17 protein-coding genes are annotated in these 21430 nt (G+C 61.5%); 7 read left to right on the top strand and 10 right to left on the bottom strand.

The features are described from left to right. Positions 1 to 205: 205 nt before the first annotated feature. Complete coding sequence (locus NL528_RS13020; RefSeq protein WP_309183055.1) at positions 206 to 670, bottom strand: LysR substrate-binding domain-containing protein; 465 nt, start codon at positions 668 to 670, stop codon at positions 206 to 208. A gap of 15 nt (positions 671 to 685) precedes the next feature. Between NL528_RS13020 and NL528_RS13015 the strand changes: the two genes are divergently transcribed. Continuing rightward, positions 686 to 1875 (top strand): IS3 family transposase gene (locus NL528_RS13015; RefSeq protein WP_375143898.1). Its coding sequence is split into 2 segments (ribosomal slippage): positions 686 to 935 and positions 935 to 1875, totalling 1191 coding nucleotides; the frame shifts between segments, so codons are not numbered across the junction. Between the two features lie 288 nt (positions 1876 to 2163). On the opposite strand, the gene NL528_RS13010 is transcribed toward NL528_RS13015, so the two are convergent. From NL528_RS13010 to NL528_RS12985, 6 genes are all read right to left on the bottom strand, one after another. Beyond that, complete coding sequence (locus NL528_RS13010; protein WP_309183054.1) at positions 2164 to 2436, bottom strand: hypothetical protein; 273 nt, start codon at positions 2434 to 2436, stop codon at positions 2164 to 2166. A gap of 442 nt (positions 2437 to 2878) precedes the next feature. Further along, complete coding sequence (locus NL528_RS13005) at positions 2879 to 4162, bottom strand: IS256 family transposase (RefSeq protein WP_309176722.1); 1284 nt, start codon at positions 4160 to 4162, stop codon at positions 2879 to 2881. Positions 4163 to 4523: 361 nt separating this feature from the next. After that, positions 4524 to 4940, bottom strand: coding sequence for an ester cyclase (locus NL528_RS13000; protein ID WP_309183053.1), 417 nt, complete (start codon positions 4938 to 4940; stop codon positions 4524 to 4526). Between the two features lie 293 nt (positions 4941 to 5233). After that, positions 5234 to 5578, bottom strand: a complete 345-nt coding sequence (locus tag NL528_RS12995) for a potassium channel family protein (RefSeq protein WP_309183052.1) — start codon at positions 5576 to 5578, stop codon at positions 5234 to 5236. Between the two features lie 195 nt (positions 5579 to 5773). Continuing rightward, the gene (locus NL528_RS12990; RefSeq protein ID WP_309183051.1) at positions 5774 to 6964 is read right to left on the bottom strand and encodes a patatin-like phospholipase family protein; all 1191 of its coding nucleotides are present in this window, start codon (positions 6962 to 6964) and stop codon (positions 5774 to 5776) included. 411 nt (positions 6965 to 7375) lie between these two features. Continuing rightward, entirely contained in the window at positions 7376 to 10693 is a 3318-nt protein-coding gene (locus tag NL528_RS12985; RefSeq protein WP_309184885.1) for an AAA family ATPase, read from the bottom strand. Between the two features lie 1086 nt (positions 10694 to 11779). Here NL528_RS12985 and NL528_RS12980 point away from each other — a divergent pair. The 5 genes from NL528_RS12980 (at position 11780) to NL528_RS12960 (ending at position 16364) form a co-directional block, all read left to right on the top strand. Then, entirely contained in the window at positions 11780 to 12805 is a 1026-nt protein-coding gene (locus NL528_RS12980; protein WP_309183050.1) for a small ribosomal subunit Rsm22 family protein, read from the top strand. Positions 12806 to 12920: 115 nt separating this feature from the next. Beyond that, positions 12921 to 13481 carry a LemA family protein gene (locus NL528_RS12975; RefSeq protein WP_074279723.1) on the top strand — a complete coding sequence of 187 codons (561 nt, stop codon included), beginning with the start codon at positions 12921 to 12923 and terminating at the stop codon, positions 13479 to 13481. Between the two features lie 33 nt (positions 13482 to 13514). Continuing rightward, positions 13515 to 14708 carry a M48 family metallopeptidase gene (locus NL528_RS12970; RefSeq protein ID WP_309183049.1) on the top strand — a complete coding sequence of 398 codons (1194 nt, stop codon included), beginning with the start codon at positions 13515 to 13517 and terminating at the stop codon, positions 14706 to 14708. Positions 14709 to 14878: 170 nt separating this feature from the next. Then, positions 14879 to 15634 carry a hypothetical protein gene (locus tag NL528_RS12965; RefSeq protein ID WP_074279722.1) on the top strand — a complete coding sequence of 252 codons (756 nt, stop codon included), beginning with the start codon at positions 14879 to 14881 and terminating at the stop codon, positions 15632 to 15634. 61 nt (positions 15635 to 15695) lie between these two features. Beyond that, a complete protein-coding gene (locus NL528_RS12960; RefSeq protein ID WP_309183048.1) occupies positions 15696 to 16364 on the top strand; it encodes a hypothetical protein in 669 nt (222 codons plus the stop codon). A 146-nt stretch (positions 16365 to 16510) separates the two neighbouring features. On the opposite strand, the gene NL528_RS12955 is transcribed toward NL528_RS12960, so the two are convergent. Together NL528_RS12955 and NL528_RS12950 are read right to left on the bottom strand one after the other, a co-directional pair. Further along, positions 16511 to 17050, bottom strand: a complete 540-nt coding sequence (locus NL528_RS12955; RefSeq protein WP_309183047.1) for an adenine phosphoribosyltransferase — start codon at positions 17048 to 17050, stop codon at positions 16511 to 16513. Next, positions 17040 to 19232, bottom strand: a complete 2193-nt coding sequence (locus NL528_RS12950; RefSeq protein WP_309183046.1) for an anthranilate synthase component I — start codon at positions 19230 to 19232, stop codon at positions 17040 to 17042. The genes NL528_RS12955 and NL528_RS12950 overlap by 11 nt, the downstream gene beginning before the upstream one ends. A 322-nt stretch (positions 19233 to 19554) precedes the next feature. Between NL528_RS12950 and NL528_RS12945 the strand changes: the two genes are divergently transcribed. Beyond that, complete coding sequence (locus tag NL528_RS12945; RefSeq protein ID WP_309183045.1) at positions 19555 to 20556, top strand: VOC family protein; 1002 nt, start codon at positions 19555 to 19557, stop codon at positions 20554 to 20556. 139 nt (positions 20557 to 20695) lie between these two features. On the opposite strand, the gene NL528_RS12940 is transcribed toward NL528_RS12945, so the two are convergent. After that, a complete protein-coding gene (locus tag NL528_RS12940) occupies positions 20696 to 21370 on the bottom strand; it encodes a dienelactone hydrolase family protein (protein WP_309183044.1) in 675 nt (224 codons plus the stop codon). Positions 21371 to 21430 lie beyond the last annotated feature (60 nt).

The raw sequence follows: 21430 nt of genomic DNA, 5'->3' as shown, positions 1-21430 counted from the left end.
TCGCCAAGACGAGCAGCGCGGTCCCTCCGTCTAAACCAGCGGCCCCCAAGATAGATGCGATAGTTCGCCCGAGGGCGCCGCCGAACCCCGCCATTCCGACGTTCGACCTCTCCCTTGCGAAGCGCCTAACACGAATCTAAGCCTCGTTCGGTCTCCTACAATACTAGATTAGTCCCAACGCGCCTCAGCCGCCAATGGTAGAGCCCTAACGTTCCTTGCTAGAGACCCAGCGCTCAATCACGCGGCCGGACAAGCGGGCCAGTTCGCACGGCGCTCGCAATCGCAAGAGATCTGTGGTCGCGATAACCTCCGCCAGCACGCTGAAATGCGGCACGCAAAGCGCGATCCTGCGGGTGTAACCGAGCTCTTGCAGTCGCTCCTCGACCAGACTGTGGCCGCTTTCCGGAGCGACCAGAACGTGCCGTTCGTCAAGATACTGCCGCATCGTCAATTCTGACGTGAGCCTGGGATGCCGACTGCTGGCGACGCACACATAGTGGTCGGTGAATATCACTTCCCCGACTGAGGCCGTCGGGACATAGCCTCGGTTGGAGAGAGCCGCGTCAATTTTGCCTGAGCTCAGCCATTCCGCGAGTTTGGTGACGTCTACGGCAACAATATTGACCTTGCCCCTCGGGCTTAATCCAGTTTGAAGTTCGCTCTGGCCCAAGACGAGGACCAGAGCATGAAGCGCAATCGATTTACAGAAGAACAGATCATCGGGATTTTGAAGGAGCACGAGGCCGGGGTCCCGGTCGCCGATCTCTGCCGCAAGCATGGCGTCAGCGACGCCAGCATCTACAAATGGAAGGCCAAATTCGGAGGGCTGGACGTCTCTGAGGCCAAGCGGCTGCGGTCGCTGGAGGACGAGAACGCGAAGCTGAAGCGGCTTCTGGCTGACGCCATGCTGGATAATGTGGCGCTGAAGGATCTCCTGGGAAAGAAATGGTGACGCCCGCGGGGAAGCGGAAAGCTGTCGCTCATCTGGTGGAAGCCCACGGGATGAGCGAACGGCGGGCGTGTAAAGCCATCGGCTGCTGCCGCATGACCATGAGATATCAGACGACCCGGGCGGATGATGCCGGCATTCGTCAGCGCATGAAGGCGATCGCCCAGGAACGCCGCCGTTTCGGCTACCGACGCCTGCATGTTCTGCTCAAGCGGGAGGGCTACGTGATCAACCACAAGAGGCTGTTCCGGCTCTATCGTGAGGAGAAGCTGGCGGTGCGCCGCCGTGGCGGCCGCAAGCGGGCCATCGGAACCAGGGCGCCGATGCTGGTTCCGATGGCGCCCAACGAACGCTGGTCGCTCGACTTCGTGTCGGATCAACTCACCGACTGCCGCCGCTTCCGCATCCTGACCATCGTCGATGACTGCACCCGAGAAAGCCTGGCGCTGGTGGCCGACACCTCGCTCTCCGGGGTCCGCGTGGCGCGGGAACTGGATCGGCTGATGATCGAGCGCGGCAAGCCGAAGATGATCGTCAGCGACAATGGCAGCGAGCTTACCAGTAACGCCATCCTCACATGGGCGGACCAAGCCCGCGTCGAATGGCATTACATCGCGCCGGGCAAACCCATGCAGAACGCCTTCATCGAGAGCTTTAACGGCCGGCTACGGGATGAATTGTTAAACGAAACGCTGTTCTCTTCGCTGGCGCAGGCTCGCGTTGCCCTTGGATGCTGGCGCGCCGACTACAACGGCTCACGCCCCCATTCTCAGCTCGGATGGAAGACACCTTCCGAGTACGCCTTCACCTGCAATCCGCGCCGGGATCTGGCGCTGCGCTATGCCGATGGCTCCGCGCCAGCTCCCGTCGCTACCACCGTCCAACCGGGCAACCCAAACGCCACGAGCGAACTCGGGATTGGATAAAACTTGGGGGCAAGGTCAATATCAATCCCGACATCCGGCGCGATCTTCTGGAGCGCTGCCATGATAGGGGGAAGAAAGGATATCTCGCCGATGTCGGAAATCGCCAGGCGAAACCGCCGGCTCGAGAGATGAGGATCGAATTTGCGCTACTTTCAATCGCCCCCTCGATCTCCGAGTCTCAGGGTCAATCGCGTCGTTTTGACTATCCGACGGTGACTTCCGGTCTTCCCCGATAAGCAGACATGCTCGGGGCCTGTCAGCTTGTCTCAAAAGTGCCAATAGGCGACATCACAGCGGCCACTCGTCGGGGTTATCAGCACAAGGATCGGCGGTGCCATCCGCTGCGGCCACTTTGTTCATGAGCGCTCGAGTTCGAACGACGATGTTGCCTGCTCGCTTACCGTCGTTAGCGATACTATTGAGCGCCTGCCGGACTACTTCCAGATCTGGCGATTGAGCGCGCAGCAAACGTAATCCGGCCTCTGCATTAAGGACCACCGCCGTGATCGCGTCGGTGATCTCATGGGCTTGCGCATTATAGGTACGCACCAATTCCGACATAGCGCGCGCTCCTTAGTGGGGAGACAAGTTAGTTCTGCCCATGAGTAGATGCCCATGTGCCGGGCATATGTTCATGTCGGAAATCCAACATGTCAAGACTTGGATCCTAGGGGCCGAGTTTTTGGTGCTGGTAAGCGCAGCTTTCTTCAATATTGCTGTTATTTATCCGATAGAAAACATGACCTCTGAGACCAGTGTCGGGAGGAAGCAAACCTGGCTGCCGAGCCCCCGGCACCGCCCCTTTGGTCATGTGCCCCGGCTTTGGGCATTTCTTCATATCAGCAATTTAGCCGCCAAGGCAGCTGGTGCGAGGCGCTACCATCGAGCGTAGGAAATCGCAGAAAGCGTAGAATGGAGAAGCAAGGTCATGGCAAAAACCGGCGCTGACGCAAATCTATGCGCAATCCGAGCTATCGCCAATTTTTGGTGACGGCCTGATCAGTCAGGCGGCGGCGGTTGCGGGCTGAGGGGCGGCCAGCTTGGCGGTGACCTCGATCCCGTCGGTGAATTTCACACCGAGAATGATCTTTGGCAAGTGTGCATGTCCGTCGAGCCGTCGCCAGGATCGTTGCGCCCCTTCGACCAGCTTGAATACCATGGCGAGAGCGGTCTTGTTTGAGAGGCAGCCTTTCGATCGGATCGTGCGGTGGCGGACGGTCGCGAAAGTGCTTTCAATCGGGTTGGTGGTGCGCAGGTGCTTCCAATGCTCGGCCGGGAAGTCGTAGAAGGCGAGCAGCAGGTCGCGATCCTTCGTCAGACAATCGACGGCCTTCTGGTATTTCGGCGTGTAGCTTTCGATGAAGGCGTCGAAGGCGACTTCGGCATTGGCCTTGGTCTCGGCCATCCAGATTTCCTGCAGCGCCCGCTTGGCCTTTGGTTGCACACTCTTGGGTAATTTGCCCAGCACGTTCGCCGTCTTGTGCACCCAACAGCGCTGCTCGCGTGCTTTCGGCCAGACCTCGCCGGCCGCTTTCCAGAAGCCGAGCGCGCCGTCGGCGATCATCAGCTCGGGCCGGGCATCGAGCCCGCATCGCTTCAGATCCAGCAGCAGATCGCGCCAATCCTGCGCACTTTCCCGAGCGCCATCGGTGAACCCGACGAGCTCTTTCTTGCCCTCGGGCGTCGCGCCGATCAGCACCAGGATGCACTGCTTTTCATCTTCCAGCCGCGCCTCGAGGTGGATGCCGTCCGCCCAGACGTACACGTAGCGCTTGCCCGACAAATCACGCTTGCGCCACTGGGCATGATCATCCTGCCAGCCGTCCTTCAGGCGGCCGATGGCGCTGGCCGAGAGGCCGGGCGCATCCTTGCCGAGCAAGGCCGCCAGAGCGTCCGAGAAATCGCCGGTCGAGATGCCCTTCAGGTAGAGGATCGGTAGCAGCGTCTCGATCGACTTCGAGCGGCGCATATAGGGCGGCAAGATCGATGGCGAGAAGCGGATGCGGCGGGGATCGCCGGCTGCGGCCTCGCGATCGCGCACGCGGGGCTGGCGCACCGGGACCGCGCCGATGCCCGTCATCACCTCGCGCTCGGGCAGATGACCGTGGCGCACCACGCGTTGGTGGCCATCCTCGGTCTTCAAATCGGCATGCTTGGAAAGAAACCCGGCGACCTCGGCCTCCACCGCCTGGGCGAGAAGGGCACGCGCCCCATCGCGCAAAATGTCGGTGAGTTGGTCGCTGAAAGTTCCTGGCTGAATCAGTTTTACGACGGTATCCTTAGACACGGCATATCGCTCCTTTGGTGGAGAAGTGGAGGCGTTGAACACCCCCACGATATGCCGCCTTCCCGATTCACGCCGTCACCAACTTTGGGCCATAGCTCGCGCAATCCTTCTTGGAGCCTTTGAGGCTTAACATCCGGAATTGAACGGTGGCGCGCTCGCGCATGCAGCCAGCGCCGCCGCTGAATTACAGAGCTTGATAGGCGCGCCTATCGCGCGGTGGGCATCGTCAGCTGGCACCCCCGTAGGCCTGCAAATTAGTCTTCAGAGTCCGTCGGCATGTCTCAAGGTACCAGAGCCTGACATGAGCGACGCTATTCGATCACCTCGTCGGCGATCGCGAGTAGCGTCGGCGGCATGCCGCTCAAGCCCAGCCCAGTTCCTTTAGTGCCATACCAGAATGCCATATCTTCGTCATTTGGCTGATCTTGTCGTCGGTGAATTGCATCACGTAGACGTAGTCCGAAGTCACCTTTTTACCGGTCGGCTCACACGGACCGCCGGGACCGGTATGAGTGCCTGAAAAGACGGCATAGGCAGCGACGTTGTTTCGTTGGGTATCGGTGGCAAAGGATTTCACCTCGTAGCTGCCGTCCGGCATGATCGTCATTAGCCCCTTCATCCAATCAGTGTATTCTGCAAGAGTTTTAATACCAGCAAGCGGTTCGGCCTGAGCGGCGAAGGTCGCGTTCGGAGCACAGTAAGTGTTGCAGACTTCCCAACCCTTTCCAGTCTCGCAAGCGGCGAAGAAATCGTTGGCGATTGCGGTGATCGACGCCATGGGTGGTTCCTCCTGTCTTTTTTTGGAGATCTCTTTTTAGCACTTCGGCTAAGCTCGGGCCATCACACTGCTTGCTGCTCAGGCTGGGGAGCGGCCCAATGCCCTTGACTGGGATTCCCCACCCGAGGTCAACTCAGGGTCAATCGCGTCGTTTTGACTGCTCGCCGATCACTTTCGGTCCACCCCGCAGAACGGACATCGTCAGAGCCGGTCGACATGTCTCAAAGGTGCCACAACGCGACTCATGCAGTGCAGCAAACAGCACCCTCACTCGATCCCTGGTCGATACAAGATCACTCATTGCGGCTCCCGTCATCAGTGAGCGTTGAGCGCATAGCGTGGACGGCAATTGCCGCTATGAGAGCCGTAACAAAGAGCCCGAAAAAGCCAATTCCGATCGCAAGTACGCGCGTCAACGCCTGCCTCGGGACGAGATCACCATAACCAATCGTGAGGCCGGTAATGAGAGTGAAATAGACCGCATCCCCGAGAGACCAGCCCTCAACAAAACCAGCCAGCAAGCCCAGGACAAGCTGAATCGCTAGAATTGCCGACAACACCGGCCACGTCACGTGAATGGCATGGCCGAGCGCCATGAAAAAGCGCCGCCGCAACGTATGCGGTGCCGGCCGGCTCATGTCGTGACGACCTCCGTAAACGGAGCGCATCTGGCTTTGCGAAATTGAGCCCTCACTAGTGGCGTTCGTGGCCTGCCGAACGAGGTCACCCTGATCGACACCGACGCTCTTCCACCCTTCCGTGATCGGCAGACAGTTTTCGATTTTGCCATCGCACCCACCGAACTTCGCTTGCGGGTGATCTGTAGACCACCACTACATTGCGGAACTTTTAAACCGGAACCCGCCTGATGAGACATCATCCGGCGGCGGCACCTTGACCCAAAAATTACCGGTTTTGGCCTTGTCATATCCGTACTGATAAAGAGAACGCATGTAGCTCGTTTCAAAGCCGGAGGAGCTTGACGACGGAAAGCCTTTGTCGATATAGGTCAGATTGAATCCGAAATTGTTGCGGCGAGCGAAGTCAAAAGTCTCATAGAGAATAGAGCGGGTTTGCGTCTTCGTGACGGAAGCCGAAGCCCGCGCGGCGATGTCGATCGTGCTGTTCGGCACCAGTTGGAAATCTCGCTCAACCTTGTTGTTGATCAAGATGTAAATGCTTATATGCGCACCTCGGACGAACGCCCCGTTTCGCAAAATGAATGCTTCCGGCAACGTCAGCACCGGTGCCGTCACTCCACCGTCGACATGCATCTCCTGGAAGTGATTTCCGTTCGCTTCCGCGTCAATCATCATCGGCGGGAAAACCACCGGGATACTTGCGGATGCAGCCATGACATCGCGGAACAAGCTTAGCGCCTGGGGTGTCCTGATTTCAGCAATGCGACCCATGTCCCATACCGCCGTGCGTTGAGTGTCGAGATCAGTCGTTACGATGAGAAGATCCCTGCCCTTGGCGTGTTCCTCTGCAATTGCCGCGAGCATATTCTGGTCGACATAGCGGGCCACCAACTCGCGAAGTCGCGTGTTTCCAAACAGGCCCGATCCGAAAAGCGCGTTCAAGATGCTTGGCGTATCCAGAAGGCTTTCAGCGATACCGCTGGTGTATACTTCGCGCAATGTAGCGTCGTAGGCTGGGCCCAGAAATGCAAATGGCGCAATCAACCCACCCGTGCTCACACCCGAAACGACTGTAAACTTTGGGCGCGTACCTGCCGTGGTCCAACCATTCAGCACACCCGCGCCATAAGCACCGTCGGCCCCGCCTCCCGACAAGGCAAGATAGCTGACAGGACCGGCACGTAAACTTACAGGTGGTTCCTTGAGGAACGTTGCTGCCGGCTCATCGGTATATCGGCGCAGTTCATTGACGTTCAACACCCGCGCGGACGCAGCATCGGATGCCGTATAGGATGCTCTGGGAAGAGAACTGCAGCCAGCAAGAGAAAACAATCCCGTCGAAACAGCGAATGACAGGACGAGCAACTGACGAAAGGAACGCATGACCTGTACCCGACTCTTCTCGACAACGCAGATTTGCTAGGCAAGGCTTTCGGCGTATTTTAGAACGGCATTGGCGGTGTTGTTCACGAGTTCCCTCCGCTTTCCACCAGTGACTGGCTTCATTTACCGCGCTCCTCGTTCAACGGTTCCCGGCTGGCCTACCTTGACGCGGCCAAGTGATTTCATCGGGTCGTTTTCGAGCGAACTCACCGATACACGTCATCATGGCAGATACACTCGTGCCGGAACCCGCGCTTGTAGCGAAACGTCACCGTTTGTAGCTCCATGCCCCCTGGGAACCGAATCCCGCGCGCCAAGTCAGCTTTGCCCCCAAGAACCGGCATGGTCGACCGAACCTGTCAGGTCCGCTAAGTGCCGCCAGGACGGGAACTTCGTCGCCGGATGGCCTTATCAATGAAGCTCGCCGAGCAACGCCTTGGCCTTTCGAAGGTCGTTTGTGTCAAAACCTTCGGTGAACCAATCGTAGATGGGGGCGAGAAGGTCACGTGCCGTTTGCCGTTTTCCCTGATCGCTCAAGAGCCGCGCCAGGCTCATGGCCGCGCGCAATTCCCACGACTTTGCCTGCTGTGCTCGCGCAACGGTCAGGGAATGCTCGAAATACGCTTGCGCTTTCGCCACGTCTCGCTGCGGCGACTTGAGCGCGATTTCGCCGGCAACGCGATGAGCCTCAGCCTCGCACCACCTTTCCTTGGTTGCGTGCATCGCCGTCATTGCTTTGTCGATGCAGCGCCAGGCATCATCGAATTGGCCCAAATCTGAATGGGCGATTGCCAACATGAACTCGTGCTCCGGTGTAAATATCGTCGACCCGGCCGACCGCCATAAATCAATACCCGCCGTGACGGTCTCGACTGCTTTCGCGGCTCTCGTGAGGGTTAGGATATAGCCCCGGCGTAACACGCCTTCCGCTTTTCGGAACGGGGCACCTTTCTCCTCTGCTAACACGACAAGCTCCTTGAGACGCTCGTTTGCCGCGTGGTAATTCCCGCAGTAGGTATTAACAAGAATCGGGAAATTCAGCGTAAACATCAAAGTGGCAGCATGCTCAATCTGGCGCGCTTCCATGAGCGCGCAGTCTGCATCGTTGAGCGCAGCCTCAGGATAACCGAGCAGCCACGAGGCCATTGACCGAAAGGCCAAGCACGTTACCCGGAGGTCCTGGCCAAATCGCGTCATCAATCGCCGGTGCTCGGCGGGGCGGTAAAGGGCGAGGGCTTCATTGTACTGCGCTTGAGCCTCAACGAGGTCCCCCATAAACGCGAGCGTACTCGCCATGGTGCGGTGTCCAATCATGAGCGGTACCGCCGCTCCCTCCTTCTCGCCAAGCGCCAGAAACCGCGCTGCGAGCTCTCGCGCAACGTCACCATCGAAGTTTATGAAATTGACGATCCACTGGCCAAAGAGGGCTGAGAGCAGCAACGAAGGGTCATCGGGAGGTTCTCCAAGCCGTTCCGCTTGCTCTATCAACGCTCTCACCTGAGCTACGGCAGCCTTCGTTTCGGGCGCGCCATATCCTTTGACATGCATGAGCGTGTTCAAGAGCGCGACTTGTAAAATGATCTGCTCGCGCCGCAGGTCGGACGTGCTGGGCAAGGTTGAGATTTGCGCTAGCGCTTGACCAAGTTGTTCTGCGGCTTCGACCAGCGCCGAACGCTCCTGTGACCGCTGTCCCGCCTTGCCCCACAGGCGCGCTGACTTCTCAACCAGGTCGGCCTTTGTGTAGTGACGCGCCAGCAGCTCGGGCTGGCTCTCGGCGATTTCTGCGAACTGACTTTCGAGGATTTCGGCGATGCGCGCATGCAGCACGCGCCTTGGCTCCCGCAGCAGCGTACTGTACGCTGCGTCCTGCACCAGCGCATGCTTGAACAGGTAGCTCGCATTTGGCGGGATGCCCTGTCGAAACAACAAACCCGCCGCAATGAGCCGGTCGAGGTCGGAGTCCAGTTGTGCCTTCGGCTTTCGCACGAGCGCAGCCAGCAACATGTGGGGAAATTCCCGGCCGATCGCCGCGCCGACCTGCGCAACGTCCTTCGCCGGGCCGAGCCGATCGAGCCGCGACATAAGCGAGGCCTGCAGGCTCGCCGGAACCGCCACAGCGGGCGTTGGTGCCCCTGCGAAGCCCCGCTGCGCATCACTCTCACCCTCCGCGTCCAGCACCGCCTTGGTCATCTCCTCGGCGAACAGTGGAATGCCGTCGGTGCGCTCGATGATGTTCTGGCGGATGTCCGCCGGCAACGATCGGTTACCGACGACCCCCTCGATCAGGAAATGGATGTCGCACGGCGCCAGCCGATTGAGGGTCAGCCCAGTCACGTGCGGTCGTCCGATCCAGGGCGGGCTGAATTCCGGCCTGAAAGTAACAAGTATCAAGAGCCGATGGCTCACGGCCAGGTCCACCGCCCGGGCGAACAATTCGAGGCTGGTCGGGTCGGTCCAATGCGCATCTTCGAAAATCATCAGCACGGGATTGATCCGCGCCAGCGCCTCGATGTGCGAATCAAGAGCTTTCAGTGTTTTCTGACGACGGAGCTGCGGCTCAACTTCAACCGGAGGGTAGCGTCCATCGTTAGGCAGCGACAGCATTTCGGCAAACAGCGCCGCATCCTGGGGCGGCGTCGAGCTTTGCGCCAGCAGCGCGTCAAGCTTGTCCATTTTCGCTTGCTGGCTGTCATCGTGAGCAAAGCCAGCGGCGCGCAGCATCTCGCCGATCACCGGATAGAGCGTGCTGTCGGTATGCTGCGGCGAGCAGAAGTACCGCAGGCGTATGTGCGGCTCGCGAGCAAGCTGTTCCAACAGCGCGACGGTGAGCCGTGATTTGCCGATCCCCGCTTCACCAGAAAGCAGCACCACCTGACCTTCGCCACTCCTGGCCCGCTCCCATCGGCGCAGCAGTAGCTCCATTTCTTCATCACGACCGATCAGCGGCAGCAAATCGCAGCTTTGGAGAGCGTGCGATCGACTGGTCACGGCTGTCTTGCCTGCGACTCGCCAAGCAGCGACTGGCTCTACGAATCCCTTGATCTCGACTTTACCGAGATCGAGATACTCGAATTGCGGTCCCGCGATCGTCTTTGTGCGATCCGAGATAACAACGCAGCCGGCTTGTGCGAGCGATTGCAGTCGGGCGGCAAGGTTCGGGGTATCGCCGAGGATGCCATGCTCCTCGGAAATCGCGCTGTCCGACATATCGCCGACAAGCGCGACACCCGTTGCAACACCGACGCGCGCGCTCAAGTTTTCCTTCGTGGGCAAGGCGGCGACCGCCTGCACTAATGCGAGGCTAGCTTGAACGGCGCGCTCCGCGTCGTCTTCGTGCGCCTGAGGATAGCCAAAATATACCACCGCACCGTCCCCAAGATGCCGCGCGACAAAGCCGTCGAAGCAGGCAACGGTTTCAGTAATGCAGCGCCGGTAGCCGGCGATGATTGCGCTGAAGTCTTCGGGATCGAGCCTCGCGGAGAGCGCAGTCGATCCGACCAGGTCACAAAACAGTACCGTAAGCTGTCGGCGCTCGATCGGGCGCGAGTCCCGTGCCGGTACCACCGCGGGAGAATCCACGCGCAATTTGGTCCCGCAGTCGCCGCAAAACTTGTTTAAGGCTGGGTTTGCCGCGCCGCAGGCCAGACAGCGCCGCACTACGGCCGCTCCGCACTGCCCACAGAATTTCCTTTGCTTCGGGACTTCGGCTGCGCAATTCGTGCAGTGCATCCGGACCTCGACGGATATCAATAACGCCATTACAATGCGCCAGAAGTCGAGCGATCCATGTGATCTTGGTCACAACTCCGGGTGATCCGTCTCGATGTTCCGTTATAGCTCAATCGCGTCGAGTTTGACATCTCTCCGGCATGTCCGGTCTGGGAGCAATCTCGGAAATGGCGTTCGTCCGATTTGGGCACGGCGCAGGCGCGCCTTTGCTCATCCTGACGCGCCGAGGCTGCGGCAAAATAACGCGACGGGCAAAATTCCGCTTAACCTGTCGGGCAAATCAGCGCTACCAGCTCGCCCCGTCCTTTCCCGGCAAGAGGGGCGTATCGCGATCGTCACGAACGCGGGAGGGGATGCGGTGGACGCGGCAGCGTCGGCGCGTGTGTGTTCGCAGGGCGAGTTCTCTCGTGAGCGGACAACAGCGCGCAAGACGACGGCGCCATAGCCCGGCGAGCCTTTTGGCGAAGACGGGTTGCTGCGTACGGCAAAACCGTGTGGTCCTGGCACCCGTTGCTGGTGTCAAGTCGGTGGAGAATTTTGCAGGCCCAACCGGGCTTGGCAAAATCGTTAATCCGCCGATGACGGTGACAAGACGAATTCGTCGCCGGGGAGCGCGGCATAAGCCGTAAAACCATTGCGCAGGGAATGCCAGGGTGCCTCCGCTGAACCTGTATGCTCGTGTGCGTTTCTTCGCACAATTTTGCACACGAGACCGCGGGTGCAGCGCGCCCCCGGCATTTCCTGCGCCCTCTTCTTTTGGGGCGAAAGTTTTCTCTCACGACCCCGGGGCGCTTCGCGCCGCGGGATCGGGAAAGCGTATCTGAGATTTGAGCACCGTCATTGCGAGGAGCGTAGCGACGAAGCAATCCACACTTTCGTTGCCGACAGATGGATTGCTTCGCGGAGCCTGTCATCGGGCGCGCATTCGCGCGACCCGTTGGCTCGCAATGACGTGGACAAGTCGGTGCCACCCCTACCGTCATCGCCCGGCTTGACCGGGCGATCCAGTATTCCAGAGATATCCATGTTAAAACCGAGAAGCCGCCACGTATTGGATGCCCCGCCTTCGGGGCATCACAGAGATAGATGACCTCACCCGATTTTCCTGCCGAACTGAAGGCCGCCCTCGACGCCAAACTCGAGGGCCTGTCGCGCAACGCGGCTGCAGGCCGCGCCGCTTCCATCTCGCAGACCTACCGCGATGGCGGCGGCTCCGGCGCGATCAGATCGGAAACCGACGCGCTGGCCTATGCGCTGGCGCGGATGCCCGCGACCTATGCCGCCGTCGTCGCCAGCCTGAACGCGCTCTACGAGATCAGGCCGGACTTCGCGCCAACGAGCCTGCTCGATGTCGGCGCCGGGCCCGGGACCGCGAGCTGGGCCGCGGCGGAAGCGTTTTCATCGTTGCAAGATTTTACCTTGCTAGACGCCAACGACGCCCTGCGCGAACTGGCGTTGGACCTCACACGCAAGAGCGCGCGCCTGCGCCGCATCAACTACGAGCCGGGGCACGCTCGCTCCCTCCTCGCCCATGCCGATGCCGCCGACCTCGTCGTCGCCAGTTACATGATCGGCGAGATCGGCGATGCCGAGCGAGCCATGCTTGCCGAGCTGATGTGGGCCAAAACCCGCGACACGCTGCTGGTCGTCGAGCCGGGCACCCCCGCAGGCTACGCGCGGATCGTTGCGTTGCGCGAGCAGTTGATCGCCGACGGCGCTCATGTCGCAGCGCCCTGCCCACACGACGGAAAGTGTCCGCTTTCAACACCTGACTGGTGTCATTTCACCCAACGCCTCTCCCGCTCGCGCGCGCACATGCAGGTCAAGGGCGTTGAACTGCCGTTCGAGGACGAAAAATTCGCCTATGTCGCGCTGACCCACGCGCCGCCGGTGCAGCACCCGGCCCGGGTGCTGGCGCAGCCTGATGTCAGCAAGGTCGAAGTGACGGCAAAGCTCTGCACGCCGGGCGGCCTCGCGATCGAAAAAGTGCCCCGCCGCGCCAAGGCAGATTACGCCCGCGCCCGCCGCTGGCGCTGGGGCGATGCGGTGATGGAGGAGCAAATATCCATCTCGGGTCGTCCCGGCGCAGGCCGGGACGACCCAAAGCCTTGAACTTATCCCGTGTTGCGGACGACCAAGCAATGCCCACCTTGCGGCGGGCTGCCGCATGCGCTGTTTTTCGTCTAGGCTGCCCCGCATTGTTTGTCCCATCAGGAGTTGTTTTGCCATGTCGACCGGCTGGATCGTTCTCGGCGTCATCGTCATTCTCGTGCTGTTCGCATTCGGCGCGTATAACCGGCTCGTTGCGCTCGGCCAGCGCGTCAGCCAGGCCTTTGCCGACATCGACGTGCAGCTCAAGCAGCGCCACGATCTGATCCCGAACCTGGTCGAGACCGTAAAGGGCTACGCCGCCCATGAGCGCGGCACGCTCGACGACGTGATCAAGGCCCGCAACTCCGCGATGTCGGCGCAGGGACCGGCGCAGGTCTCGGCCGCGGAAAACCAGCTGAGCGGCGCGCTCGGCCGGCTGATCGCGCTGTCGGAGGCCTATCCGGACCTCAAGGCCAACGCCAATTTCCAGCAGCTGGCGAGCGAGCTGTCCGATCTCGAAAACAAGATCGCCGCCAGCCGCCGCTTCTTCAACAACGCGGTCCAGGAATACAATACCGGCATCCAGCAGATGCCCGCCGCGCTGTTCGCCGGCATGTTCGGCTTCACCCGCAAGGATTTCTTCGATCTCGGCGCCAGCCGCACCGAAGTCGAGGCGGCGCCGACGGTGAAGTTCTAGGCGCCAAGGCATCCCGGCGAGAAGCAGCGCATCATGGCCGCGTACGGTCTCTACACCCACATCGCATCGAACAAGTTTCGTTCGATGGTGCTGCTCGCCGGTCTGTTCGTCCTGATCTATGTGCTGGTCTATGCCGGCGCGCTGATCGCCGAAGTCGTGATCAACAGCGATGCGTCGGCGGATTACTACCTGATGGCCGCCTTGCGCGACCTGATGACGGCGTTTCCCTATGCGACCGGCGCTGCCGCGCTGTGGATCGTGATCGCCTATTTCTTCCACCAGAACATGATCGACGCCGTCACCGGCGGCGAGGACGTGACGCGGCAGCAGCAACCGCGGCTCTATAACCTGCTGGAAAATCTCTGCATCTCGCGCGGCATTCCGATGCCGAAGCTGAAAGTGATGGAAAGCCCGGCGCTGAACGCGTTCGCGACCGGGCTCAACCGGCGGCAATATGCCGTCACCGTCACCACGGGGCTCCTCAAGACGCTCAACGATCAGGAGATCGAGGCGGTGCTGGGCCACGAGCTGACCCATATCCGCAACGGGGACGTGCAGTTGATGGTGGTCGCCGTCATCATCGCGGGCGTGGTCGGCTTTTTCGGCGAATTGTTCTTCCGGACCTTCACCAATCTGTCGTGGAGTTCGGGCGGCGGCGGCTGGTCGTCGTCGTCCTCGTCGCGGTCATCCTCCTCGTCGTCTTCGGACAGGGACAGCAAGGGCTCCGGCGGCGGCGCGATCATCGTCGTCATCGTCGCGGTCGCCCTGATCATGCTGGCCTGGCTGATGTCGCAGGTCGTCAAACTGGCGCTGTCGCGGTCGCGCGAACTTTTGGCCGACGCCGGCTCGGTCGAACTGACGAAAAACCCCGATGCCATGATCTCGGCGCTGCGCAAGATCGAGAATCGCGGCGAACTCCCCGGCGCGACCTCGGCGGTGATGGAACTCTGCGTCGACAATCCGCGCGAGGGGTTTGCCGACCTATTCGCGACCCACCCCTCGGTGCAATCCCGGGTCGACGCGCTGGTGAAATTCGCCGGCGGTCACGACCCCGGGCCGCTGGCCCTGCCCTCGGATGCCACCGGCGAGCCGGACGACCAGCCAGAGCAACCCGGCTCCGAAGGTCAGTCTCCACCGCCTCTGCCCCAGGGTCCCTGGGGCAGCACGACCGAGCCCGCCGGCGCCCCCGGCGCTGGGCTCGAAGGACCTTGGGGCCGGCATCGCTGAGAAGTTTCGGGGCGTTCCTACGCCCTTCCGGGCGTTAACGAATTCCTCATGAATAACCGCGCCGGGGGCTTCAGGAATTGAATATTCCCTTGTTTCTGCCATGTTCGCGCCCAAAGCAGGTATGGGGACTTGCCGATCGCTCCCGCGATCGGGGCGCTTAAGGGAATTCCATGGCAAAGCCGGTCGTGATTGTGGTGGGCGCGGACAAGGGCGGGGTCGGCAAGACCACGGTGTCGCGAACCCTGCTGGATTATTTCAGTGCAAACAACGTCCCCACCCGGGCGTTCGACACCGAGTCGCCGCGCGGCACGCTGAGGCGCTTCCATCCCGACATCACCGAGATCGTCGACATGACGACGACCTCGGACCAGATGAAGATCTTCGATACGCTGAACGCCGCCAGCCCCTCCGTCACCGTGATCGACGTCCGCGCCGGACTGCTGTCGCCGGCGCTGGCCTCATTGCGCGACATCGGCTTTCTCGACGCCGCCAAATCCGGCCAGATCACCTTTGCCGTGTTCCATATACTGGGCCCCTCGATCGCCTCGCTGGACGAGATCGCCGAGACCGCCAATTTCATGCAGGGCGCCAAATATTTCCTGGTGAAGAATTTCATCAACGACACCCAGTTCTTCCAGTGGGACCAGGCGACCTACAATTCCTATTTCCACCGCATCAAGGATGCGACCGAACTCACCATTCCGAAGCTCAACGAAATGGCCTATGAGCAGGTCGAGGTCTCCTCGGTGCCGTTCCTCAAATTCGTCGCCAACAAGGGCAAGGACGACGAGGCCGCGAACTATTCCTTCGTGCTGCGCGGCTATGTCCGGCACTGGCTCGCCAATGTCTGGAGCGAGTTCGACCGCATCAAGCTGACCGACCTGGTCGGCTCCGGTAAATCGGGCGCGCGCGGCGGCGAAAAATAATCGCTCAATGCCGTGGAATGGGGCTGGATTGGACGAAAATTTCGCCTGATATAGCAGTGCGATGTCCGCCACGCCCGTCTACATCATCTGCTCGCCCCGCCCGCTCGTCGGCAAGACGCTGATCGCGCGGCTGCTCAGCGAATTCCTGCTGTTGAAGAACGGCACGGTGACGGCGTTCGACATCAACCTCAAAGAGCCGTCGCTGCTCGAATACCTCCCGAAAATCACCGAGACCGCCGACGTCATCGACACCTACGGCAAGATGCAGTTGATGGACCGCCTGATCGTCAACGACGGGGTAGCCAAGGTGATCGACCTCGGCTTCCACGCCTTCGACGAATTCTTCAAGATGACCGACGAGATCGGCTTCATCAAGGAAGCGGCGCGCCGTGGCGTGGCCCCGGTGATCCTGTTCGTGGCGGACACCGACCGCGTTTCGGCGCGCGGCTATCCGATGCTGCAGCAGCAGGTTCCGCGGAACGCTTTGATCACCATCGATAACGAGCACGTCGTGCGCGGCGAACTGCCGCCGGCGATGGCCCGCGGCCGCGTCCTTCCGATCTCCGCGCTGCCGGTGTTCTTGAAAACCTATATCGACCGGCTGAGCTTCTCGTTCACCGGTTATCTGCGTAACGAAAAGGATTCATCGACCGAACTGCACCAATGGATCCGCCGCAACTATTCGGCGTTTCGCGATCTGGAACTGCGCGTGATGCTGCAGGGGTCGTGACAACGTAAACGTCGTCCCGGCGAACGCCGGATCCATACGCCGCGGCCTCACGTCGGGGCACGGAGGCAGAGACCTTCATTCAACAACAGACGACCGGGATTATGGGTCCCGGCCTTCGCCGGGACGACGTATCGAGGGTTATGCGTCTAATGCCCGTCGAAGGTCATCAGCGTTCGGACCGGCACGTCCATCGCGCGCAGTTTCGCCGCCCCCCCGAGATCGGGCAGATCGATGATGAAGCAGGCCGCGACCACGTTGGCCCCGATCTGGCGCAGCAGCTTGACCGCACCCTCCGCGGTGCCGCCGGTGGCGATGAGGTCGTCGACCAGGATGACGCGTTCGCCGGGATGCACGGCGTCGGCGTGCATCTCCATTTCATCGAGGCCGTATTCCAGGGAGTAAGCGATCCGCACCGTGGTGTGCGGCAGCTTGCCTTTTTTCCGGATCGGCACGAAACCGGCGGAGACCTGATGCGCGACCGCGCCGCCGAGAATAAAGCCCCGCGCCTCGATGCCGGCGACCTTGTCGATCTTGTTGCCGGCCCAGGGCTGCACCAGTTCGTCGACCGAGCGGCGAAATGCGCGCGCATCCGCCAGCAGCGTGGTGATGTCGCGAAACAGGATGCCCGGCTTCGGGTAATCCGGAATGGTGCGAACGGTGGCCTTCAGGTCGTGGTCAAAAGTCATTGCTGTCTCGCAATCCCTGGTTAACGGGTACACCCAGCCGGAACGCGTTCTCCACGATGCGCAGGCCGACCTCGCCGCCGAGCGACATCAGCGATTCCGGGTGAAACTGCACGCCGCCGACCGGCAGGGTCTTGTGTTCGATCGCCATCGCGACGCCGTCCTCGGTGGTCGCCGTCACCTGTAGCACGTCGGGCACGCTGTCGCGCTCGACGAACAGCGAGTGATAGCGGCCGATCACGATTTCATTGGGCAGGTTCTGCATCAGCCGTCCGCCGCGCACCTGGACCCGCGACGGCCGGCCGTGGGCGGGCTGGCCGAGCTGGCCCAATTGCCCGCCGAAATATTCGCCGATCGCCTGGACGCCAAGGCAGACGCCGAAGATCGGCAACTTCTTGTCGAGCGCCGTGCCGATGGTTTTCGAGATCCCGAAATCTTCCGGACGTCCCGGCCCCGGCGACAGCACCAGCAAATCGTACGTGTTCTGCTTCAGCATTTGCTGCGCATGAATGTGCCGGACCACCGTGACGCTGGCGCCGACCTGCCGGAAATAATCCGCCAGCATGTGCACGAAACTGTCGTCGTGGTCGATCAGCAGCACCCTCTTGCCCGAGCCCGTGGCGTCAGGCGCCAACGCCGACAGCCGCTTTGGTGGATCGCCGCGCAGCGCCTGGAACAGCGCCGCGGCCTTGACCTGGCATTCGCGGTCCTCAGCGGCCGGATCGGAATCGAACAGGCATGTCGCACCGACCCGCACTTCGGCGAGGCCACCCTTCATCCGGATGGTGCGGATGGTCAGCCCAGTATTGATGCTGCCGTCGAAATTCACCGCGCCGATCGCGCCGGCATACCAGCGCCGCGACGACCGCTCATTGTCCTCGACGAACTGCATCGCCCATAATTTCGGCGCGCCGGTCACCGTCACCGCCCAGGCGTGGGTCAGGAACGCATCGAGCGAGTCGAAGCCCGGCCGCAGCATGCCTTCGACATGATCGACGGTGTGGAACAGTTTGGAATAGGTCTCGATCTGCCGCCGCGCCAGCACCTTGATGGTGCCGGGCACACAGACCCGCGCCTTGTCGTTGCGATCGACGTCGGTGCACATGTTGAGTTCGAATTCGTCTTTTTCCGAATTCAGCAATTGCCGGATCTGCTCGGCATCGCCGATCGCATCGACGCCGCGCGCGATCGTGCCCGAGATCGGGCAGGTCTCGACCCGCCGCCCGTCGGAGCGCACGAACATTTCCGGCGAAGCCGAAACCAGGAACTCACCGTTGCCGAGATTCATCAACGCCCCATAGGGCGACGGATTGATCCGGCACAGCCGCTGGAACACTTCCGCCGGCGAGCGCTCGCAGGGCTCGGCGAACAACTGCCCCGGCACCGCCTCGAACAGATCGCCGCGCGCGAACGCGGCGCGCGCGGTCTCCACCGTGGCCTGATATTCGCCGGGCGCGTGATCGGCAAAGCCCTGCCGCGGGGTTTTGGCGTAAACGCTCTCGGCGGTATCGCGCGGCAGGCCCGCGGTGGATTTGCCCTTCCAGGCGAAATCATAGTTCAGCACCACGCCGCGGCCGGTGGCGCGATCATAGGCCAACAGGCGATCCGGCACGTACAGCACGATGTCGCGCTGGTCGCTTTCGCGGGCGCGTTTCTGTACGAGGTCCTCGATCTGGAACACGAGATCGTAGGCGAACGCTCCGAACAGGCCGAGCAGCGGATCGTCATTGGCCGTGAACGCTGCCACGAGATCGCGGACCAGCGACATCACGCTGGCGCGCCTGGTGCGCTGATCTTCCTCTACCGGCGCCGGGCCACGAATGATATGGCCCGCCAGACGCGCAGCGCTTCTTTCCGTAATGACGACGCAGGGCTCGCGCAGCACGTCGCCGAGGAAGGCGATCAAAACCTCGCCGCGCTGGTTCAGCGCAGAGAGCGAGAAATTGACGCCCGTCGTCTCCAGGCACAGCGGCGGATCGGCAAAACCGAGATCGAAGCTTTCATAGCGGCCGGGCACCGTGGTGCCCGACGACAGCACGACGCCAGGGCGGCGATCGAGCAGGTCGATCAGATCATCGAGCCGGTCGGCGCCGCCGGTAAATTGCTCGACTTCCCGCGATATCGCGAGCCCGCCGCTGGTGCGGTATTCGCTTTTTGCCGGCAGGGAGAAGGCTGTCCTGTTCATGTGATCCTCTTACGAAACTTAGCGAGGGAGCGCCACACAGGACAAACGAAGGGACCGTCGCACTGCGATGGCGACCTTCGACGATTTTGAAAAATGAAATCGCACCGGCCACCTCTTAAGAGGTGCGCCACCAAAGACGGGATGGGCGGAGAACGGTGTTCATGGGGGCTAAACACCATCCGCCGGGGGCGATGTCAAGGGAGCCGTCTCCGTCCCAAGCCGGGCCGGGGCCCATCTTTGGGGTTTGAAAGGGCGAGAATATGCGTCAGATTCGCCCCAAGCGGCGGCGAACGAAACGCTGGCAACAAACGGAGGCGCACAGATGGCATTGCTGGGTCTGGGATATGCAGGCTTCGGATCGGACGCGCTCGACGATTGGCGGCAGTTCGGTACCGGACTGGTCGGCCTGCAGGCAGTGGAGCGCGGCAATTCGCTGCTGGCGTTCCGGATGGACGACCGCAAACAGCGCATCGTCATCGACCGCGCGATGCCCGAGGGGACGCGCTTCTTCGGCTGGGAAGTGGCTGATGCCGCGGCGCTGGACGAACTCGCGGCGCGGCTGGAGAAGGCCGGCGTCGAGGTCACGGCGGAGCCGCGGACCTTGGCCGACGCACGGCGCGTGCGCAGCCTGATTTCATTCCGCGATCCCGCCGGCAACCGCCTTGAGGCGTTTTACGGCGCCGAGATCGACGACACGCCGTTCAGGCCCGGCCGCTCGATCTCGGGTTTTCGCACCGGCCCACTCGGCCTCGGGCATGCCGTGCTGACGGTCGAAAACATCGCCCCCGTGATGGCGTTCTATGTCGATGTGCTCGGCTTCGGGCTCAGCGACTACATCGAAAAGCCGTTTCGCGCCTATTTCTTCCACGTCAACGCGCGGCATCACAGCCTGGCCCTGATCGAGACCGGCAAGAACGGCATGCATCATCTGATGGTGGAGCTGTTCTCGCTCGACGATGTCGGCCAGTGCTACGACATCGCGCTGACTCAGCCCGACCGCGTCGGCGTCACGCTCGGCCGTCATACCAACGATTTCATGACGTCGTTTTACGCCAAAACGCCGTCATCCTTCATGATCGAATGCGGCTGGGGCGGCCGCGAAATCGAGCCATCGACCTGGCAGCCGGTCGAGATGCACGATGGCCCGAGCCTGTGGGGCCACGATCGCGTCTGGCTGTCGCCGGCTGACCGTGAAGTCGCCCGCGAGATGCGGATGCACGCGGCGGCTTCGGGCCTGCGGGCGCCGGTTCAGGTGATGGAAGGCAATTACAAGCTGATGTCGGGCACCTGCGCGTGGTGGGATGGGTTAAGCGGCAAGGGCTGACGCGGTCGCCGTAAGGAAGACGACACCTTCGGTTTCCCCGTCATTGCGAGCGAAGCGAAGCAATCCATCCATCCGCGCAGAAGGTATGGATTGCTTCGTCGCGTTGCTCCTCGCAATGACGACGGAAATAGCCGTCCCCTTACCCCAAATGCTTTTTGAAAAACTCCGTGGCGCGACCCCAGGCCAGTTCCGCGCATTGCCGGTCGTGCACCGACACGCGCTGCTCGTTGCCAAAACCGTGCTCGGCGTCATAGCGAAACAGTTCCAGCGACTTGCCGGCGGCCTTCATCGCCTTCTCGAAGCCATCGACCGCGGCCGGCGTGCACCAGTCGTCCTTGTTGGCGAAATGGCACTGCAGCGGAATTTTCACGTCCGCCGGTTTCGCCGCCTGCTCCGGCGGAATGCCGTAGAACACTACGCCCGCCGTGAGCTCCGGGATCTTGGTGGCGCCGATGATGGTCACTGCGCCGCCCAGGCAGAAGCCGGTCAGGCCGACCTTGCTGCCGTTCCTGGCCAGGTATTGCGCAGCGCCGCGCACGGTCTGTGTGGTGGCGTCCATGAAATCCAGTGAGTTCATCTCTTTGCCGGCGGCGTCGGTGTCGTGATAGGGCACCACCTTGCCGTTGTAGAGATCGGGCGCCAGTGCATCGAAGCCGGCCAGCGCGAAGCGGTCGCATATTCCCTTGATCTGGCCCTGCAGCCCCCACCATTCCTGGATCACGACCACGCCGGGCGCATTGCCCTGCGCGGCGTTGGCGAGATAGCCGTAGGCGTCCTTGCCGTCGGGGCGAGTGAAGGAGATGCTGGTACCCATGGGTTCCTCCGGGAGTTTTTTTGGGGCCGTTGGTGGCCATTTTGTCTGCTGTGCGGTCGG

It is taken from the genome of Bradyrhizobium sp. Ash2021, assembly GCF_031202265.1.
Classification (GTDB): Bacteria; Pseudomonadota; Alphaproteobacteria; order Rhizobiales; family Xanthobacteraceae; genus Bradyrhizobium.
This window is presented reverse-complemented; position numbering and strand designations above follow the sequence as displayed.